Annotated in this window: 17 protein-coding genes and 1 pseudogene; 13 read left to right on the plus strand and 5 right to left on the minus strand. The window is 49.4% G+C overall.

The annotated features are described in order from the left end of the window. The 3 genes from ACY2VT_RS02475 (at position 1) to pulA (ending at position 6341) form a co-directional block, all read left to right on the plus strand. Positions 1–1374: a carbohydrate ABC transporter permease gene (locus ACY2VT_RS02475; RefSeq protein ID WP_461878745.1), complete on the plus strand. Its 1374-nt coding sequence runs from the start codon at positions 1–3 to the stop codon at positions 1372–1374. Beyond that, complete coding sequence (locus ACY2VT_RS02480) at positions 1374–2252, plus strand: sugar ABC transporter permease (protein WP_227094136.1); 879 nt, start codon at positions 1374–1376, stop codon at positions 2250–2252. Before ACY2VT_RS02475 ends, ACY2VT_RS02480 begins: the two co-directional genes overlap by 1 nt. A 162-nt stretch (positions 2253–2414) precedes the next feature. Beyond that, on the plus strand, positions 2415–6341 hold the full coding sequence (gene pulA / locus ACY2VT_RS02485) for a type I pullulanase (RefSeq protein ID WP_461878746.1): 3927 nt from the start codon (positions 2415–2417) through the stop codon (positions 6339–6341). A gap of 220 nt (positions 6342–6561) precedes the next feature. On the opposite strand, the gene ACY2VT_RS02490 is transcribed toward pulA, so the two are convergent. After that, positions 6562–6942: a 4Fe-4S binding protein gene (locus ACY2VT_RS02490; protein ID WP_022463049.1), complete on the minus strand. Its 381-nt coding sequence runs from the start codon at positions 6940–6942 to the stop codon at positions 6562–6564. 301 nt (positions 6943–7243) lie between these two features. On the opposite strand from ACY2VT_RS02490, the gene ACY2VT_RS02495 reads away from it, so the two are divergent. The 6 genes from ACY2VT_RS02495 to ACY2VT_RS02520 all read left to right on the plus strand — a co-directional run bounded on the left by ACY2VT_RS02495 (position 7244) and on the right by ACY2VT_RS02520 (position 12275). Continuing rightward, a complete protein-coding gene (locus ACY2VT_RS02495) occupies positions 7244–8065 on the plus strand; it encodes a C39 family peptidase (protein ID WP_461878747.1) in 822 nt (273 codons plus the stop codon). A 69-nt stretch (positions 8066–8134) separates the two neighbouring features. After that, positions 8135–8392, plus strand: a complete 258-nt coding sequence (gene spoIIID / locus ACY2VT_RS02500; protein WP_055225733.1) for a sporulation transcriptional regulator SpoIIID — start codon at positions 8135–8137, stop codon at positions 8390–8392. 87 nt (positions 8393–8479) lie between these two features. After that, positions 8480–9226: a copper homeostasis protein CutC gene (locus ACY2VT_RS02505; RefSeq protein WP_461878748.1), complete on the plus strand. Its 747-nt coding sequence runs from the start codon at positions 8480–8482 to the stop codon at positions 9224–9226. 20 nt (positions 9227–9246) lie between these two features. After that, entirely contained in the window at positions 9247–10506 is a 1260-nt protein-coding gene (locus ACY2VT_RS02510) for a M20/M25/M40 family metallo-hydrolase (RefSeq protein ID WP_461878749.1), read from the plus strand. 15 nt (positions 10507–10521) lie between these two features. Then, positions 10522–11451 (plus strand): nucleotidyltransferase family protein, encoded by a 930-nt coding sequence (locus tag ACY2VT_RS02515; protein ID WP_461878750.1) that lies wholly within the window; start codon positions 10522–10524, stop codon positions 11449–11451. 98 nt (positions 11452–11549) lie between these two features. Next, positions 11550–12275 carry a glycosyltransferase family 2 protein gene (locus ACY2VT_RS02520; RefSeq protein ID WP_461878751.1) on the plus strand — a complete coding sequence of 242 codons (726 nt, stop codon included), beginning with the start codon at positions 11550–11552 and terminating at the stop codon, positions 12273–12275. Between the two features lie 89 nt (positions 12276–12364). Here ACY2VT_RS02520 and ACY2VT_RS02525 read toward each other — a convergent pair whose 3' ends face one another. Further along, entirely contained in the window at positions 12365–13492 is a 1128-nt protein-coding gene (locus ACY2VT_RS02525; protein WP_461878752.1) for a hypothetical protein, read from the minus strand. Between the two features lie 562 nt (positions 13493–14054). Between ACY2VT_RS02525 and ACY2VT_RS02530 the strand changes: the two genes are divergently transcribed. Beyond that, positions 14055–15002, plus strand: a complete 948-nt coding sequence (locus ACY2VT_RS02530) for an SH3 domain-containing protein (RefSeq protein ID WP_461878753.1) — start codon at positions 14055–14057, stop codon at positions 15000–15002. Positions 15003–15141: 139 nt separating this feature from the next. On the opposite strand, the gene ACY2VT_RS02535 is transcribed toward ACY2VT_RS02530, so the two are convergent. The 3 genes and pseudogenes from ACY2VT_RS02535 to ACY2VT_RS02545 all read right to left on the minus strand — a co-directional run. Next, positions 15142–15888: a nucleotidyltransferase family protein gene (locus ACY2VT_RS02535; protein ID WP_461878783.1), complete on the minus strand. Its 747-nt coding sequence runs from the start codon at positions 15886–15888 to the stop codon at positions 15142–15144. Then, positions 15803–16171 (minus strand): hypothetical protein, encoded by a 369-nt coding sequence (locus tag ACY2VT_RS02540; protein WP_461878784.1) that lies wholly within the window; start codon positions 16169–16171, stop codon positions 15803–15805. The genes ACY2VT_RS02535 and ACY2VT_RS02540 overlap by 86 nt, the downstream gene beginning before the upstream one ends. A 33-nt stretch (positions 16172–16204) precedes the next feature. Then, positions 16205–16282: pseudogene (locus ACY2VT_RS02545) on the minus strand (Stealth CR1 domain-containing protein); the annotation flags it as partial. A 175-nt stretch (positions 16283–16457) separates the two neighbouring features. Here ACY2VT_RS02545 and ACY2VT_RS02550 point away from each other — a divergent pair. The 3 genes from ACY2VT_RS02550 to ACY2VT_RS02560 all read left to right on the plus strand — a co-directional run bounded on the left by ACY2VT_RS02550 (position 16458) and on the right by ACY2VT_RS02560 (position 19038). Next, positions 16458–17501 (plus strand): glycosyltransferase family 2 protein, encoded by a 1044-nt coding sequence (locus ACY2VT_RS02550; protein WP_461878754.1) that lies wholly within the window; start codon positions 16458–16460, stop codon positions 17499–17501. A gap of 116 nt (positions 17502–17617) precedes the next feature. Next, positions 17618–18073, plus strand: a complete 456-nt coding sequence (locus tag ACY2VT_RS02555; RefSeq protein WP_461878325.1) for an NfeD family protein — start codon at positions 17618–17620, stop codon at positions 18071–18073. Next, a complete protein-coding gene (locus tag ACY2VT_RS02560) occupies positions 18070–19038 on the plus strand; it encodes an SPFH domain-containing protein (RefSeq protein WP_215663211.1) in 969 nt (322 codons plus the stop codon). Before ACY2VT_RS02555 ends, ACY2VT_RS02560 begins: the two co-directional genes overlap by 4 nt. Positions 19039–19101 lie beyond the last annotated feature (63 nt).

Here is a 19101-nt window from a genome sequence, read left to right on the forward strand (position 1 = left end):
ATGGCATCATTGAAAAAACGCGCCAAAGAGTTTGAGACTCCCTATCCGGTGACAAAAGCCATCACAAAGGGCGATGCGGTCACGAAGCTTTCCATGCTTGTCATGGGACTGGGAAATCTGGCTCATAAACAGATTGTAAAGGGTATTTTGTTTCTGGCAGTAGAAATTGCGTATATCCTGTTTATGATCGAGGGCGGTATCAACAATCTCTATCATCTCATCACCCTGGGCGGCCGTGCGCAGGAAGAGGTGTGGAACGAGGCCAAGGGTATTTATGAATATACCGGCGGCGATATGACAATTCTGTTCCTGCTCTACGGAGTGGCAACGATTTTTATTACGGTTCTCTTCTTTATGATCTGGCGTGTCAATATGAAGAGCGCTTACGAGGTAGAGTGCCGTGCAAAGGAAGGGAAACATATTAATACCATCAAAGAGGATCTGGAAGCACTCGTTGACAAGAGACTGCACTGGACTCTGCTGACACTTCCGATTCTTGGTATTGTGATTTTCACAATCCTTCCACTGGTCTTTATGATCTGTATGGCTTTCACCAGCTACAGTAAAGTCGGCGATCATCTGACGATTTTCCACTGGGTTGGACTGAAGAATTTCAGTACGGTTCTTGGCATGGGCAACTCGATCGGCAAGACATTCTGGTCTGTTCTTGGATGGACACTGATCTGGGCTGTACTCGCTACCTTCCTGAACTATATTTTTGGTATGATTCTTGCGATTGTCATCAACCGCAAAACGACCCGCATCAAGGGATTCTGGAGATTCTGCTTTATGCTCTCCGCTGCAATTCCGCAGTTCGTTTCTCTTCTTCTGATGCGTACGATGTTAAAGGACAACGGTCTGATCAACAATCTTCTGGTTCAGGCCGGTCTGATCAGCAGTCCGCTTCCGTTCCTGACCAATGCGACCTGGGCGAGAGCGACGGTTGTTATCATCAACCTCTGGGTTGGTATTCCGTTTACTATGATGCAGGTTACCGGTATCTTACAGAATATTCCGGGAGAGCTTTACGAGGCAGCCCGTGTGGACGGCGCAGGCCCTGTGACGATTTTCTTTAAAATTACGCTGCCGTACATGCTGTTTGTCACGACTCCGTATCTGATTACGACGTTTACGGGTAATATCAACAACTTCAACGTTATTTACCTGCTGACTGCAGGTGCACCGGTTCCGGTCGGAGCAACCGCCGGAAAGACGGACCTTCTGGTTACCTGGCTGTACAAGCTGACGGTTGATTTACAGTACTTTAACGTTGGTGCGGTTGTCGGTATTCTTACCTTTGTCATTCTGGCTGTGGTATCACTGATCACGTACCGGAATACTGGTTCTTACAAGAACGAGGAGGGATTCCAATAATGAATAACAAAGAGAAAAAAACACATTCCATGAAAGCGCGCGGAATGATTTCCGATGTGATTGTACATGTAGTTCTGGCATTGCTTGCGATTGTGTGGGTGATTCCGGTTCTGTGGATTGCACTCTTAAGCTTCAGCACCCAGAAGGGATCTTATGTTACCAGCTTTTTCCCAAAGGGATATACGCTTCATAACTATGTGCGTCTGTTTACAGATACGCAGGTGTTAGACTTTCCGCAGATGTTTAAGAACACGTTTATCATTGCGGTGTTCAGCTGTCTGATTTCTACGATATTCGTGCTTTCGGTTTCTTACTGTATGTCGAGAATGCGTTTTAAAATCCGTAAGACTTACATGAATATCGCGATGATCTTAGGTCTGTTCCCGGCATTTATGTCGATGGTTGCTGTCTACTATATCTTAAAGGCAGTTGGCCTTTCGGAGGGATCGATGATCCGTGTGGCATTGATTCTGGTGTACTCGGGCGGTTCCGGAGCGGGATTCCTGCTTGCAAAGGGATTTTTTGATACGGTTCCGAAGGCACTGGATGAGGCGGCTTATCTGGATGGAGCAACGAGATTCCAGGTATTTACGAAGGTGACAATTCCGCTGAGTAAGCCGATTATTGTGTACACGACGTTGAGCGCATTTCTGGGACCGTGGCTGGACTTTATTTTCGCAAAGGTTATCTGCAGAGCGAATGCGAAGTATTATACGGTTGCGCTGGGTCTGTGGAAGATGCTGGAGAAGGAGTATATCGACAGCTGGTATACTTGCTTTGCGGCGGGAGCGGTTTGCATTTCGGTGCCGATTGCGATTTTGTTTGTTGTAATGCAGAGATATTATACAGATGGGCTTTCAGGAGCCGTCAAAGGATGATTTGTGGAGCAGCCGATGAGGGTCGGCTGCTCTATTTGTATGTGGGGGGACGGATCTGGAGGCTGGATTCGCCCGGAGGGCGAATCGGCGTGAGGTTGTTGTGGGAAAGATGGGAGTTTTAAATTTTAAATAGGGATGGTAAGAGGTTGGAGGTTTTTTTGTATGGACAGGATTAGATTGAATGCTTCGGAATGGATGGATTTTCGGAGTGGAGAAAAGAAGTGTTTTTTGCTGACGAATGGACTGGGAGGTTATTGTTCGCTGACGGTGATGGGGAATGCGGCGAGGAATGATCAGGCGCTGTTGATGGGGGCGCTGAAGGCGCCCACGGTGCGGGAGCATCTGATTTCGAATGTCTGGGAGACGTTGGAGGTGGATGGAGAGGCGACGGATCTGTTTTCACAGGAATTTGTGAACCGGACGCAGAATGTGGAGGGGTTTCGGTTTCTGGAAGGGTTTGAGATGGGGAGTCTGCCGGTATGGTTTTACCGGGTGAAGGGGGTTGAGATTGAGAAGACGATTGGGATGGTTCAGGGGGAGAATACGGTTCTTGTTCGGTATCGGGTGAGAAGTGGGAAGAAGGGGAGTTTTTCGGTTCGGCCGGTGCTGCGGTTTGCTGCGAAGGGGGAGCAGCTGCAGGAGGGGCAGGATTTTGCGGTGGATCGGAAGTGTATTGCGAGCAATGGTGTGATTCTTTCTTATGGGACAAATGGGGAGCTTCAGATGGAGAAGGAGAGGATCTGGAGGGATTTGTTTTTTGAGCAGGATGCGCGGGATGGAAGAGATGGCATCGGAAGTGCTGTTGTGAATCATCGGATTCGGTTTGAGATGACGGGAGACGGCAGGGAGCAGGTCTTTTTTGTTGTGTATAGTCTCGCGGATGATGTGGATAAGTGGGATGAGGAAAGGATTGCGCTGTGGATAGAAGAGGAAGAGAAGCGGCAGGAGGCGATTGCGGAAAAGTCCGGGATTTCTGATCCGGTGGGAAAGCGGCTGGCGGTGAGTGCGAGTCAGTATATTACGGAACGGGCATCGACAGGCGGAAAGAGTATTATGGCTGGCTTTCCCTATTTTGCGGACTGGGGGCGGGATACGATGATTTCGCTGCCGGGGTGCACGCTGGCAATTGGGGAGTATGAGGAGTGCAAGAGCATTCTTCGGACTTTTATGGCGTATACAAAAGAAGGACTGATGCCGAACCTGTTTCCGGAGGGGGATGCGCTTCCGATGTATAATACGGTGGATGCGGCACTTTTGTTTCTGGATGTGGTGTATGAGTATTACCTTGAGACAGGAGATCTGGAGTTTGTGCGCGAGGCGTTTCCGGTGATGGAGGATATTGTGTTCTGGTATCAGAAGGGAACGGATTTCCACATTAAAATGGACAGTGACGGGCTGATTATGGCCGGGGGCGGTCTGGAGCAGGTGACGTGGATGGATGTGCGGATTGACAAGGAGCTGCCGACACCGCGTCACGGGAAGCCGGTGGAGATTAATGCATACTGGTATAATGGTCTGAGAATTCTGGAAGAACTGGCGCCGTTTGTCGGAAAGGACGGATCGGCATATGGGAAGCTTGCGGAGCAGGTGAAAAAGAGTTTCCTCGAAAAGTTCTGGATGGAAAAGGAAGGCTACCTGAAGGATGTGCTGAACGGCACGTATGAAGAGATGCAGTTCCGATGCAATCAGGTGTTTGTGCTGGCACTTCCGTTTCAGATGGTGAGTCAGAAGCAGGGACAGCGGATTTTACAGGCGGTCAAGGAAAAGCTGTACACGACAGCAGGACTGCGGTCGTTGGAAATGGAGGATCCGGCGTTTCATCCATGGATCGGCGGAAGCCAGCCGGAGCGTGACAGGGCATATCATCAGGGGACTGTCTGGGGATTTCCGCTGGGAGCGTATTTCCGTGCGGTGCTGAACTATTTCCCGAAAGAGGGAAAACAGGAGGTGCGCCGCGGGCTGGACCGTCTTGCAAGCTGGATGCAGGAGGGATGTCTGTTCCATCTTGCGGAGATTTATGATGGTGCGGCGCCGGTGATGTCGAAGGGCTGCTATGCGCAGGCGTGGAGTGTCGGAGAGATTCTGCGAGTTTACAAAGAGATGGAGGGAAAGAAGATGAATGCAGTGGTGAAAAGAACGCCGGCGGAGTGGAAAAGCTTTTTTGAATCGGAAGAATTTGTGGAAAATTTTACGTACGAAGGGGATGACCTCGGTGTTTCGGTGAAAAAGGATGAACAGCTTGTGACAGAATGGAAGCTTTGGGCGCCGACGGCGATGGAGGTTTCGCTGGAGCTGTTTTCCCGCGGCAGCAGCCGGGAGAACGGAGACCGAAAAATAGCTTCGCTTGCAATGACACGCGGCGAAAAGGGTGTCTGGAGCTGTGCAGCGCAGGGGGCCTGGTATGGAACGTATTATACGTATCATATCCTGCACTCGGATGGCGTTTTTGATACGACAGATCCGTATGGCGTGGCTTCCGGTATTGATTCGGAGCGGAGTATGGTAGTAAATTTTGCAGAGACGGACCCGGTGGGCTGGGAGCAGGATAAAAGGCCGGAAATCCGGCCGGAGGACCGTTGCGTGTATGAGCTTCATGTGAAGGATTTTTCGAGTGATCCGCATTCCGGTGTTTCGGATAAGCACCGTGGAAAGTTTCTGGCCTTTACGGAAGAAGGCACAACGCTGAACGGCGACGGGATTCATGCGACGGGGGTCGATTACCTGAAATCGCTTGGCATTTCTCATGTGCATCTGCTTCCTGTTTTTGATTTCGGCAGTGTGCCGGAAGACGATGCGGAAGCGTTCAACTGGGGCTATGACCCGGTACAGTACAATGTGCCGGAGGGCTCTTATGCAACCGATCCGTTCCACGGCGAGGTACGTATCCGCGAGATGAAGGAGATGGTGCAGGCACTCCATAAAGCGGGAATCGGCGTGATTATGGATGTGGTCTACAATCACACGTACAATCTCGAATCGCCGCTGCAGAAAACGGTTCCTTACTATTATTACCGCGAGTGGGCGGACGGCAGCATTTCGAATGGTTCCGACTGCGGAAATGAGACAGCGAGTGAGCGCGAGATGTTCCGCCGTTTTATGGTGCGCTCGGTCTGCTACTGGGCGAAGGAATATCATATTGACGGATTCCGTTTTGATCTGATGGCGCTGCACGATACGGAAACCATGAATGCGATCCGCACAGCGCTGAACCGGATGCCGCGCGGCGAGGAGATTCTTGTCTACGGTGAACCATGGAAAGCAGCGGCAAGCGCGATGCAGGAGGGATATTTCCCATCGGATAAACAGAATATCGGAAAGCTGATGGACGGCATTTCCATGTTCTGTGACGATACGAGAGATTCTATTAAGGGAAGTGTTTTCATTGCCGCAGAGGGAGGCTATGTCAATGGAAAAGAGCGTCTTTCCGCAGGAATACTTTCCGCAACAGATGGCTGGATGGACGGAAAAGGAGCCTATGAGCCGCGCAATGCGAGCCAGCTTATTCCGTACGTGTCGGCACATGATAATTATACGCTGTGGGATAAATTAAAACTGTCCGACCCGAAACGGAAGGAGAATGTGGAGCCGGATTTTGACAAGATGGATGAGCGGACGCTTTCGATGAACCGTCTGGCAGCGGGCATTGTGATGACTTGTAAGGGAATGCCGTTTTTCCAGGCAGGTGAGGAATTTGCGCGCACGAAGCATGGTGAGGGAAACAGCTTCAAATCGCCGTGGCAGCTCAACAAAATTGACTGGACACGCGCCTTGGAGCAGGAAGAGCTGGTGGACTATTACCGCGGTCTTCTCGCTCTGCGCCGAAAATTTCAGGCATACGGAACGTGCGAGCCGGACTGTAAAAAGACATTTTTCCGTGAGAACCAGATCGCAGGTTACGAACTGGAATACCCGGATGGCCGCGCAGTCTGCGTCTTCTACAATCCATGGGAAAAAGAAGCTTTGCAGAAACTCCCGGAAGGAAACTGGAAACTGCTCTGCGACGGAAAACGCTGCGCAGAGGACGGAGCAGAGATGAAAGAAAGCATGATGCTTCCGGCAAAATCAATGGTTCTGCTGGCGCGGGCGTAAAATTGTAAATTTTGTTCCTGTCTGTTGGAATGCCGTCTTCGGAAACGGGTGTCCATCATCGTGCGGACAGTGAATGGGAATAAATTGTTTTTCGTTTAACATAAAAATGCACTGTGGAATTGTCAGACGACGTTCCACAGTGCATTTTTATGTTTATGTGAGCAATGAGTCAGGATCTGTGCTTACACGAGATCCTGGCGATATCTAAGAATTCGGATGATTATTCATCCACAACTTCCAGTACATCCATCGGACAGGCTTTCGCGCAGATACCGCAGGCGATACATTTGGAAGCCGGATTTCCCTCGGTCTTTACGATCAGGCCAAATGGGCAGGCCTTTGCACAGGCTCCGCATCCCGTACATTTTTTCTTGTTGATCATGTAAACGCCCTTCGGATTCTGGGTGATGGCGCCTTCCGGACAGGCCTCTGCACATTTTCCGCACTGCGGACAGGCGATCGGGCGGACTGCCTTTTTCTCTACGATCTGCAGACATGCCTTGTCCGGATCGAATACCTTATAAAATGCCTCAGAACATGCTCCCACACAGGCAAGACATGCCATACAGGTACTGCCTTTTTTTACTTTCAGTTTTTTCATTTGTTTTATCCTCCGCTTAAAGTTTGTGTTTTCCTTATTCTACCATTTTTGATATGTTTTCTCAACGATATTTACCGGATTTTCCGATTTTCATTATGATCTGTTACCGTTCATAGGTAGTCGAATTCCTTTTGCACGGTCAAAATGCAGGATTAAAAGAATCTTAAGAAAGCAGACAGAGAAAATGCCGCATTTCTTCGGAAAATCTGCAAAAAGAAAAATTTAAAATCTGATATGATAGCATATGGGCAGATTTATAGCAATCCCCGAAAATAATGAAAAGAGCAGGAGGGGGTTTTTTATGAGGAACGAAAACAATACACTGGAATGGAGACAGGCGGCAGAATGGAAAAGTACGGTGCGCAGGAGAGAAAAAGCGCGAAGGCGGAGACGAAAAGTCCGGCGGATGCGGGCGGTGCTCCTGCTCGGCTGCATTCTGATTTTTGCCGGTGTGCTGAGGGCCGGCCAGAACCCGATCAAGCGATATGCCAAAGCAAACGGAATCTCCATGGACGAGTACCCGGAGGATCTGCTGAAACTTTATGAAAGAAACAAAGAGACGGAGACATTTGTCGAAGAATATCCGTTGAAAAAAGACGTGGAACCGGAGATTGATTTAAGTGACCTGACAGACATATCAGAAATCCCGCTTCTTTTACAGTGGGATCAGAGATGGGGTTATCACCAGTATGCCGGTGAAGTGATGGGTTTAAGCGGCTGCGGGCCGACAGCGCTTTCCATGGTTGCCATTTTCATGACCGGCGATATCACAAAAAATCCGCGCTGGGTCGCCGACTTTGCCTCACAGAACGGCTACGCCGTAGACGGCAGCGGAACCGCCTGGTCTCTGATGCTGGAAGGAGCCCGGCAGATCGGCCTTTCCAGCAAAGAAATCCCTGTGGAACGGGAACGGGTGGAAAACAACCTGCAGGCCGGTAACCCCATCATTGCCCTGATGGGACCCGGGGAGTTTACCAGCAACGGCCATTTCATCGTTCTTACCGGATTGCAGAACGGCAGACTGAAAATCAATGACCCAAACAGCAGAAAAAATTCCGAAAAAACCTGGGATATCGATCAGGTGCTGGAACAGACAAAAGCGGTATGGGTATATTACAAATAATAAATATAGAAGACATACCCATCATAGCCTCCGAATACACTGTAAAAACAGCGTCTTCGGAGGCTTTTTGTGAGGGACTATATCGAGGAGCGTGCTGTAGAAACAGCGATTTACATGATCGAGACGAAAGCGACAGTAAGGCAGACGGCGAAAAAATTCGGGGTGAGCAAGAGCACTGTGCACAAGGATCTGACCTCGCGGCTGGTGCTGGTGAATCCGCAGCTGGCGGCGGAGGCGCGGAAGATTCTTGATGTAAACAAGTCCGAGCGCCACATCCGCGGCGGGATGGCGACGAGGGAGAAGTATCTGCATCAAAAGCAGAAGTGAACGAAAGTGAACCAAAGAAGCTCTTTCCTAATCGCCCCAAATAGGGTATGATAGAGAAAGAAAACTTACGAAAACAGAGGGAATTTTATGAACGATTATATCCTGGAAGTCTGCGTGGACTCGGCGGAGTCGGCGCTTGCGGCGGCAAAAGGCGGAGCGGGCCGGCTGGAGCTGTGTCAGAATCTGGTGATCGGCGGAACAACGCCGAGTCCGAAGCTGTTTGAGGTGATCCGCAGACAGACAACCATTCCGATCCATGCACTGATCCGTCCGCGGTTCGGAGATTTTTGCTATACCCCATATGAATTAGAAGAAATCCGTGAGGAAGTCGCGATGTACCGCGAACTCGGTGCAGAGGGCGTTGTCATCGGTGTGCTGAAAGAAGACGGAACGATGAATATGGCGGCAATGGAACAGCTGATGGAGGCAGCCGACGGCATGTCCGTGACGCTGCACCGCGCGTTCGATGTCTGCCGCGATCCGAAAGAAGCGCTTGAGCAGGCGGTATCGCTTGGTATGAACACCATTCTCACCTCCGGTCAGCAGAACAGTGCGGTAAAAGGAGCAGAGCTTCTCGCCGAACTGCAGCGCCAGGCGGCGGGACGCATCCGTATTCAGGCGGGCGGCGGTATCTGCGCGGATGCGATCCGCAAGCTGTATCCGAAAACCGGAGTGACCGCCTATCACATGTCCGGAAAAATCGAGCTGGCGAGCCCGATGCAGTACCGGAAAGAAAATGTGAACATGGGACTTCCATCCTTAAGCGAATACACCATCTACCGCACGGACGTCAAAGCCGTACGCAGCGCGAAAGCGGTACTGGAAGAACTTTAAGAAAAGGACATAACATTATTATGAAAGCAAATACCATCAGCGGCCAGCGGCAGTACGAGTTCGTCGGCCAGTTTAACTACATCCGCGAAGCCGGAACGGAAGGCGAAGAAAAAGCAGCCTGCCGGATCGAAAAAGAACTTTCTGAAATCGCAGAAAAATGGGGGCAGGGCGAATTACAGATCCGCCGCGAACCGTTTGAGATTGAGACATGGCAGGTTGACGAGGCTGTCTTTACGGTCACAGAGCCATATGAGAAAACATACACCGTCCGCGGCTGCTTCGCGGCAGCCAATACCGCGCCGGAAGGCATCGAGGCTCCGTTCCTCTACGTCGAAAACGGCGACCCGGTCAGCCTTTCCCATGCAGAAGGGAAAATCGTCCTGATCAACGGCGGTGCCAATGCAGAAAACTATGAAAAACTGGAAAAAGCAGGAGCCGTCGGATTTCTGATCCTGACCGGAACGCCGCTGGACAAAGACGAGGACCGTCTGCCGGACTACCGCACCCTGCGCGGCGTAAAAAATCCGAAACTGCCGTGCGCCGTCATTCATTATCTTGATGCGATGGAACTGGTAGAACGGGGAGCGAGCCGTGCACGCCTCGTTTTACAGCAGAAAAAAATCAGGAGAACGTCGAAAAATATCATCCTGCGCATCCCGGGAACCGGGCAGCCAGAGGAAATCCTGACGCTGACGGCTCATTACGATTCCGTTCCGCAGGGACCTGGTGCATACGACAACATGGCGGGCGCAGCGATCATCATGGAGCTGGCACACTACTTCGCCGAAAACCGCCCGAAACGGACACTGGAATGCATCTGGTTCGGCGCGGAGGAGCCGGGTCTCTGCGGAAGCCGGGCGTATGTGAAAGCGCATGAAGCCGAGCTGGCGCAGCACCGCTTCAACATGAACGTCGACCTCGCCGGACAGGCCATCGGCGGAACCGTGCTTGGCGTGGCAGCAACGAAAGAGGCATGCGACGCGATCATGGAGCACTTAAAACAGGCGGACAAAGGCGTATCGCTCATCAACAACATCTGGAGCAGCGATTCCAACACCTTCGCATGGAAGGGCATCCCGGCGATGACGCTGAACCGCGATGGTTTCGGCATGCACACCTGCCACGATACGATCGACTGGATCTCCGCCTGGTCACTGAACCGGAGCGCCGGTGTCCTGGGCGAAATCGCCGAGTATCTGGCGGATGCAGAACCATTTCCATTTGAAAGAGAAATCCCGGCAGACTTTGCGGAGAGATTAAAAGCTTATTTTGGAGAATAAAAAGGAGAGAACATCATGAGCAAAAAACCAGTATTAGTCATCATGGCAGCAGGAATGGGAAGCCGTTACGGCGGATTAAAACAGATTGATCCGGTTGACCCGTACGGAAATATGATTATCGACTTTTCCATTTATGATGCAAAACAGGCAGGATTTGAGAAAGTCATCTTTATCATCAAAAAAGTCATCGACGAGGCATTCCGCGAGGGCATCGGCAGGCGAATTGAGAAATACATGGATGTAGAGTATGTTTACCAGGAACTCGACGTTCTCCCGAAAGGCTACGAAGTGCCGGAAGGCCGCGTCAAACCGTGGGGAACCGGTCATGCGATTCTCTGTGCGGCAGAAGCCATCGACGGCGCACCGTTCGCGGTCATCAATTCCGATGATTATTATGGAAGAACGGCATTCGAGGAGATCTACCGCCAGCTGACAACCGAACAGGACGGCGCGGCCTATCAGTACGCGATGGTTGCCTACGACCTGTACAAAACCCTGACCGACAATGGCCACGTAGCCCGCGGCATCTGCACCGCAGACGACCAGAACCACCTTGTCGGCATTCATGAGCGCACAAGAATCGAAAACCACGGCGGACAGGCCGAATACACCGAGGATGACGGCGCAACCTGGACCGGACTGCCGCAGGGAACCATCGTTTCCATGAACCTCTGGGGCTTCACACCGAGTATCCTGATTGAGCTGAAACGCCGCTTCCTGCCGTTCCTCGAGGATGTATACAAAACTAACCCGTTAAAAGGCGAATACTTCCTGCCGTTCGTTGTCGATGAACTGCTGCAGGAGAAAAAAGCGGAAGTCACCGTACTCCGTTCCTATGATAACTGGTACGGCGTAACGTACAAAGAAGACAAAGAAAATGTCATGGCAGCACTGCAGAAATTAAAAGACGAGGGCCGTTATCCGCAGAAACTGTGGGAAGAATAACAAACGAACGGTACTGGGAAATTTTCTCCATGAGCGCATCTTTCGCAATGAAAAGAAATCCTGTATAATGGATGGAAGGAAATGCAAGGAGAATACCAATGGATACTTTATATATTGTAATACCAGCCTATAATGAGTCGGAAAATATCAAAAGAACGATCGAGGAATGGTATCCCGTCGTGGAGAAGCATAACGGCGGCGGTGCGTCCCGTCTTGTAATCATCAACGACGGAAGCCGCGACGATACGTATGAAATTGCTTCAGCAGAGTGCGAAACCCGCCCGTTGCTCACCGTGCTGACGAAGCCAAACGGCGGCCACGGTTCCACCGTTCTGTACGGCTACCGCTATGCACTTGAAAACGGTGTGGACTATATCTTCCAGACCGATTCCGACGGTCAGACCGATCCGGCGGAGTTCGAAAAGTTCTGGCAGATCCGCGAGGGCTACGACGCCATTTTCGGAAACCGCACAAGCCGCGGCGACGGCTTTTCCCGCGCTGTCGTGGAAAAAGTGCTGTGCGCGGTGCTCTGGACCTATTTCCACGTATCCGTGCCGGATGCAAATGCCCCGTTCCGTCTGATGAAAGCAGACTACGTGGCCGAGTATCTGCCGCTGATGCCGGAAAACTACAATCTGCCGAACGCACTGCTGACTGCCTTTGGAGCGTATTTTCACCGGAAAATCCGTTTCATCCCGATCAGCTTCAAGCCGCGTCAGGGCGGAACAAATTCCATCAACATCCGTAAAATCGTAAAAATCGGCCGTCAGGCGCTGCACGATTTCTGTGAGATTCAGAAAGCGGCTGCGAAAAAAAGAGGATAAAAAATAATATAAGAGAAGGAACGTATCCCATGTTTCGTGAGATACGTTCCTTCTCTTTGTATGCTTATTTTTTATTATGGACCTTATTTTTAATAGAAGCGATGCGATCTTTTCTGATTCATGGAATCCTTCAGTGCCAGAAGTGATTCGATCAGGATCAGAAGCAGGATCACGGCGATCATGACTGCGAGGATCTGATTTGTCCGCTGATGGAACCAGGAGCCGATTCCTGTGTGTGCAGTCTGTGTATTCTCGGCCTGTGCGGCATTTTCAAGAGCTGCAGTTTCCGAAGTAAGAATCTGTGCATCCGGGTCTGTTGTTCTGACAGATGGTACAATCTGTGTTGCGGCTGGAAGCTGGCTGGAAGAAGTAACAGCGGATGCGGTAACTTCCGGGTGAATGGTGGAAAGATCAACTTCTTCGTCTTCTGTAACAACTGCGCTGGCAATCGGTTCTGCTGCGATCGGTTCGGATGCAGGAACCTGTTCCGGTGCGGTTTTGGATGCAGGAGCTGCGGTTTCTGGAAGAATATTTTCCTGTGCCGGCTGTTCCGAAGCAGATGGCTGTACCACGGTCGGGGTTTCTGACGGTGCGGATGGCTGTTCCGGAACCGATGGTTCTGGAGCGGCCGGTTCTTCCGGAACTTCCGGTGCAGATGGCTCTTCCGGAAGAGATGGCTCCGGGTCAGCTGCCGGTGTTTCCGGGATTGCGGTACAGTAAACAAGAGAAGTCATCGCCGCCGAAGAATCCGTAATCACAACGGAACCGCCATTGGAAACGGCCTGTCCATTAACATAGAAGGAAATCTGATCCATATCCAGTGTGTAGCCAGGTTCCGTAACCATCGATACGGAGAACGTTCCGTTTACTTCCTCGACCGGTTCGCTGTTCTGATACAGGACATAGGAACCATCATCGGAAAGATATGACATGGTGACCGGCGCATCCATTGTGGAATCCTGAAATGTCAGGGCAGCATCGGTAAAAGCAAGAGCCGCCTGATCGGTGTTCAGATAGAATTCCAGGTCCTGTGCATCGTAATGGGTGAAGTGAATGGTAATTTCACCGGCGTCTGTATTTTCTGCACTTGGAACTGTCTCGGCTGCTGCCGAATACGGGGCGGAAAAAAATAATCCGGCCGCCAGGAGGCCTGCCATTCCGAATCTCAGAATCAAATTTCCTGTGTGTTTTTTCGTTGTCTGTGTGCTGTGTAACATATGACATCCTCCTTTCACCTGATCGTTTTCTGATGTCGGTCTGTTTTATTTTCCTGCGGTAAGTTTCACGTATAAATTGAAAGAAAAATAATTGGTAAAATATAAGTTTTCTTTCTTTTTAAAGATTATACCACATATAGAAAGAAATATCATGTAAAAATAAAAAGTTAAAAGAAAATTTGAAAATGCGTCAAAAGTGGAAAAGGTTTGTAATGCATGTCGAAAAATAGAAAAAGAACTGTCACAATTTCTTAAAAAATATTTGCGGGAAAAGACGAAAAAAGGGACAAAATGTGAAACGACAACAAAATAAAAAGAAGGAAACAAGACACGGAAAAGCATTCCGGGCAGGTCTTCTGCAAAAGAAAAAGTGGGAATAAAAACCGATCCAATTCGTCAAAAAAGCGGAAAAGTGGTGAAAAATTGTGGGTTCTATGAAAAAAACGATGGAAAAAGACAGGAATGTTGTCGAAATGTTCCAGTTGACAAAAAGATGTAACACTGGTAGAATCGGTTTGTAACAAGATGTAACAAAAACGTAATAATTATTCAGGAGGTAAGTATGACATTCAAAAAAAGTTATGTGCCGGGCATCCTGGGGAGCGTGCTCACACTGACTGTCATCATGGCTGCACCCGTAAAAGCAGAGACAAAGGAAGAAACCATTTTAAATAAAACAGACTGGAGCACAATGGCTGCAGCAAACGTAGAAGGATATGCCAACATCCGCAGCGAGGCAAACGCAGATTCCGAGATCGTCGGAGTTCTGATGCCGGGCTATGCGGTTACTGTAACAGAAAAAGGAGACGAGTGGAGCAAGATCTCTTCCAATGGTGTAGAAGGCTACATAAAGAATGAATATCTGGTATTTGGGGAAGAGGCAAAAGCACATTACCGCAATATGTGCGGTATCACCGGAGTTGTTCAGGCGGACAGCCTTCGTGTCCGTGAGGCAGCATCCACAGATTCCGCGCAGATTGGAACACTGACACAGAATGGTGAGGTCAGCGTATTCGGCGAAGAGGCAGACTGGTATCAGATCCAGTACAGCGGAAGCAGCGCATACGTTCATGCTGATTATGTGACGCTTTCCGAAGAGCTGAAAGGCGCCGTTTCGATGGAAGAGTATCAGGCATCACAGACAGTATCAGCAGGCAGTTCCTCTGTCATTTCCGCAGACAGCAATGATGTGGCCATGCTTGCGTCACTGATCGAATGCGAGGCAGGCGGCGAGAGTTATACCGGAATGGTGGCCGTTGGAGCAGTTGTGGTAAACCGTGTCAACAGCGGTTCTTTCCCGAACAGCATTTCCGGCGTTATTTATCAGAGCGGACAGTTCACACCGGTTGCGACCGGAACATTCCAGAGCGTGCTGGCGCGCGGAGCAAGAAGTGACTGTTACGCAGCTGCACAGGCGGCACTTGCAGGAGAGAGTCCGGTTGGCGGATGCCTGTATTTCAACAGCGGCTACGGCAGCGGAATCCAGATTGGATATCAGCACTTTTATTAAAAAATAAGCATGGAACCTTCGCAAGGGGATAGGCGGAGGGGAAATGCATTCCTATAGATAGATGGATCCAATAGAAAAAGAGTAAGCGAACAAGGGGAGACGTTCGTTTACTCTTTTTCTGTTTTGCTTTGGAAGATGTTCAGGAAACATCGTTATTATCAAAAATTTTCAGAAGCTTGGTTTTCTGATTATCCGCCCGGAAGTCTGCCAGTGTCTGCAGCAGCGTGGTGTGGCGGACACGGTATGTGTTGGAAAGAAAACAGAAAAACGTGATGCCCCACAGCACCGGCCAGAGGAGGACGCATTTGTAAAGCTTTGGAAACCGCAGCTTCATCTGAATATGGCCTTCGTGGAACCATGCACGGACACCGGTGTGCTGGTAGGAGCCGTTGCTGACGATTTTTCGTTCTGTGTCACTGCCGAAATCACCGTCCGCGAGGATTTTCTCCAGAAAGACAGCGCAGTCGGCGGCGGAGCAGTGTACCTTCGGGTCAACAGAGGATGGCAGACCGAAATAAATGCGGCAGGATTCCAGAATCAGCTCGTAAAGATGAAAAATTTTTGATTCTCTGCACCAGAAGTGAATTTTTTCAAAATCAACTTCCGGTGCATATTTTTTTAGATACAACGTAAAGTCACAGAGCAGACGGCTGCCGAAGCCGCTGTAGAGGTAGTGCTTCAGCATATGATGCAGCATGTAAAAAACATTTTCCGTCGGCGGCAGCACCGGATAGGACTGACCGTAGAGCGTAAGGGAAGATGCTTTCAGATGATCCGCGGAGAAAATCTCGTCCACCAGCTCATTCGCACGGGCAAACTGATAGACACCGACGATGCGGTAGTGCAGCTCCAGCGTGAAGGAACGGTGCGTGTCCGGGATGAAAATATGCTCCCGGCTGTTTCTTCATATTTTCCCGTTTATCGAAATATTTGGCGAGAACCTTCCACTCAATCGGGTGGGAACTGAATGTCGGACGAAATTCCTGCGGGATGAAATCTTCATGTTTTACGATATGGAGTTTAGAATGTTTTTCATTCAGCCAGTCTGGTACATGGCCATATGTCACAAAATGAATTTGATTGACCCATGGGGCAAACTTTTCAACACCACGGAACCAGTATTTTAAAATATCCCAGTCACGGTATCTGGAGGTGCTGTTATCAATCATTTCTTCTGCGGTTTTTCCCTGTTTCTTTAAGGTTTCCAGTTTCTCTTTATACCAGATTGGATCGGCTCCATCTACCCATGTAATTACAAAATCAATTTTGGCGGTCTCCATCTGTCATGATCCTTTCGTATTCTGAATGAGAGCGACAATTACAAACAGCATCGTTTCTATAACTTTATCACAACTTGTACTGCCATGCAATGAAGTATGTGAAAGACAGTTGACGTTCTGTATATTATTGGCTATATTTTCTATTATAAAGTAGAAAAAGAGGGGATCAGATACGATGAATTATCCACTTGTGAGTGTGATTATTCCAGTTTATCAGGCGGAAAAATTTTTGAGGGAATGTCTGGAAAGTGTCGGGATGCAGGATTACCCCGAACTGGAAATTATTTTGGTGAATGATGGGTCGACGGACCACTCGCCTGAAATATGCGCGGAAAGTGCGCGGGCAGATAAAAGGATTCGTATCCTGAATCAGAAGAATGCAGGCTGTGCAGCGTCCCGGAATGCAGGGATTGCTGCGGCGGAGGGAAAGTATCTTCTTTTTCTGGATGCAGACGATAAACTGGATGAGAAAAATGCGATACGTTCTATGGTGATACAGGCCGAGGAGAAGAAAGCGGATATTGTAATCGGAAAGTATCACAGATGGAAGGAAAATGGCGAAAGCGTTGAATGCAGAAGTTCATTAGAAGACGAAGATCCAGACAGCATCGCTTTTCGGTTTAAGGGGTTCTTCCAATCAGGAAGTTTATCGTACAACTGGGGAAAACTTTATCGAAGAGCGTTTTTAACAGAACATGAACTGTGGGTGCCGCAATATACTTACGCAGAGGATAAAGCACACAATTTCCGCTGCTGCGCATGTGATCCGAAATATGCTTTTGTGCCGCAGAGTATTGTACTCTACCGGGAAAATCTGCAGTCTCTGACGTTTCGGCCGAAAAAACGATTGATGAAAAACTGGATTCAGATAGCAGCGGATTTTGAAACGTTTTTAAAAGAACACAGGATTGCAGAAGACTATGGGGATATTATGCTGTTCCATCTTGTCATCGGAGCAATGTATCTGGCAAAAGAGGAGATGACGTATCGCGGAAAAAAGATTCGGATTGTGAGAAGCTTTCTGAAGCGGTATGGAGAAGATCCGTTTGTCCGGAAAACGCTGACTTTTGGAAACTGTCTGCGCTATGCGACAAAAATTAAATCCGTATTCTGGAAACTCCTCACCTTCATCCTCGTATTATTTTTCCGCCTCCACGCATACTATTTTCTGTCAGCCATCCTCGTTCTGATGTCCCGCCTCGGAATTGACAGTCTGTAGGCGATTCCTGACAAATCTTTCTTTTTTCTGAATGTTTTTAACTTTGCTTGTTATTTTTATGTCATTATAGTATGATGATCTCAACAGCTAATTTTTCAGAAAGGGGGAGAAAATGCATGGAATTTGCAGTTTACTGGCTGATTGCGCTGATTGTATTCCTGGTGATTGAGGCGGCGACGCTTGGGCTTGCGACGATCTGGTTTGCGGGCGGGGCGCTGGTTGCTCTGATCGCTGCCATGTGCGGGGCCGGGCTGGGGATTCAGGTTGCCAGCTTTCTTGTCGTATCGCTGGTGCTTCTGATTTTTACACGTCCTTTCGCCGTTCGCTTTCTGAGTAAGGATACGCTGAAGACGAACGTAGACCGTGTGATCGGTATGGAAGGAGTCGTGACGGAGGAGATTTCCAATCTGGCGGGGACCGGAAAGGTTTCACTTGGCGGAAATATCTGGACCGCGCGGACAGAAAACGAAGGAGGCACGATTCCCGTGGATGCTGTTGTTGCAGTGCTCCGTGTGGAAGGTGTCAAGCTGATTGTAAAGGTTAAAGAAAAAGAAGGAGGAAATGAAACATGAGTGGTGGAGGAATTGCAGGAATTTTATTGATTGTGCTTCTTGTGATTGTACTGTTTATTGCAGCATCGTGTGTGAAGATCGTGCCGCAGGCCAGTGCTTACGTTGTTGAGAGCCTTGGAAAATACAAAGGCACCTGGGCAACCGGTCTTCATTTTAAAGTTCCGTTTATCGAGCGTGTGGCCATCCGCGTGAATTTAAAAGAGCAGGTGGTGGATTTCCCGCCGCAGCCGGTTATTACAAAAGATAACGTTACGATGCAGATTGATACCGTTGTATTCTTCCAGATTACCGATCCGAAGCTGTTTGCATACGGTGTTGTCAATCCGCTGATGGCGATTGAAAACCTGACGGCAACAACGCTTCGAAACATCATCGGAGATCTGGAACTCGATGAGACGCTGACTTCCCGTGAAATCATCAACACGAAGATGCAGGCAGCGCTCGATATCGCGACAGACCCGTGGGGTATCAAAGTAAACCGTGTCGAGCTGAAAAATATCATGCCTCCGGCAGCTATCCAGGAAGCCATGGAGAAACAGATGAAGGCAGAGCGTGAGCGCCGTGAAGCGATCCTGATCGCAGAAGGAGAGAAAAAATCGACGATCCTTGTTGCTGAAGGTAAAAAACAGTCAGCCATCCTCGATGCAGAGGCAGAAAAACAGGCGGCTATTCTTCGTGCAGAGGCAGAAAAAGAGAAACGGATCCGTGAGGCAGAAGGCCAGGCAGAGGCAATCCTCAAAGTACAGCAGGCAAATGCCGATGGTATCCGCGCGATCAAAGAAGCAGGTGCGGACGATGCCGTCCTTACCTTAAAGAGCCTTGAGGCACTCGGCGTTCTGGCAAACGGAAAGGCAACAAAGATTGTTGTTCCGTCCGATCTGCAGGGACTGGCAAGTCTGGCTACCACATTCAAAGGTATTGTGGAGGAACAGAAAGTGCCGGCAGGAAAAGAAGTGCAGAAGTAATCAGAAATAAAACCGAGATAAAGCAATAAGTAAAACAGGATTCTCCCGTGAAAAGTATCAAGC

The organism is Fusicatenibacter sp. (assembly GCF_050872605.1).
In the GTDB taxonomy this organism is placed as follows: domain Bacteria; phylum Bacillota; class Clostridia; order Lachnospirales; family Lachnospiraceae; genus Fusicatenibacter.

Coding starts and splice junctions, on each gene's coding strand:
- ACY2VT_RS02475 (WP_461878745.1), top strand. CDS start 1: ATGGCATCATTGAAAAAACGCGCCAAAGAGTTTGAGACTCCCTATCCG.
- ACY2VT_RS02480 (WP_227094136.1), top strand. CDS start 1,374: ATGAATAACAAAGAGAAAAAAACACATTCCATGAAAGCGCGCGGAATG.
- pulA (WP_461878746.1), top strand. CDS start 2,415: ATGGACAGGATTAGATTGAATGCTTCGGAATGGATGGATTTTCGGAGT.
- ACY2VT_RS02490 (WP_022463049.1), bottom strand. CDS start 6,942: ATGAAAAAACTGAAAGTAAAAAAAGGCAGTACCTGTATGGCATGTCTT.
- ACY2VT_RS02495 (WP_461878747.1), top strand. CDS start 7,244: ATGAGGAACGAAAACAATACACTGGAATGGAGACAGGCGGCAGAATGG.
- ACY2VT_RS02505 (WP_461878748.1), top strand. CDS start 8,480: ATGAACGATTATATCCTGGAAGTCTGCGTGGACTCGGCGGAGTCGGCG.
- ACY2VT_RS02510 (WP_461878749.1), top strand. CDS start 9,247: ATGAAAGCAAATACCATCAGCGGCCAGCGGCAGTACGAGTTCGTCGGC.
- ACY2VT_RS02515 (WP_461878750.1), top strand. CDS start 10,522: ATGAGCAAAAAACCAGTATTAGTCATCATGGCAGCAGGAATGGGAAGC.
- ACY2VT_RS02520 (WP_461878751.1), top strand. CDS start 11,550: ATGGATACTTTATATATTGTAATACCAGCCTATAATGAGTCGGAAAAT.
- ACY2VT_RS02525 (WP_461878752.1), bottom strand. CDS start 13,492: ATGTTACACAGCACACAGACAACGAAAAAACACACAGGAAATTTGATT.
- ACY2VT_RS02530 (WP_461878753.1), top strand. CDS start 14,055: ATGACATTCAAAAAAAGTTATGTGCCGGGCATCCTGGGGAGCGTGCTC.
- ACY2VT_RS02540 (WP_461878784.1), bottom strand. CDS start 16,171: ATGATTGATAACAGCACCTCCAGATACCGTGACTGGGATATTTTAAAA.
- ACY2VT_RS02550 (WP_461878754.1), top strand. CDS start 16,458: ATGAATTATCCACTTGTGAGTGTGATTATTCCAGTTTATCAGGCGGAA.
- ACY2VT_RS02555 (WP_461878325.1), top strand. CDS start 17,618: ATGGAATTTGCAGTTTACTGGCTGATTGCGCTGATTGTATTCCTGGTG.
- ACY2VT_RS02560 (WP_215663211.1), top strand. CDS start 18,070: ATGAGTGGTGGAGGAATTGCAGGAATTTTATTGATTGTGCTTCTTGTG.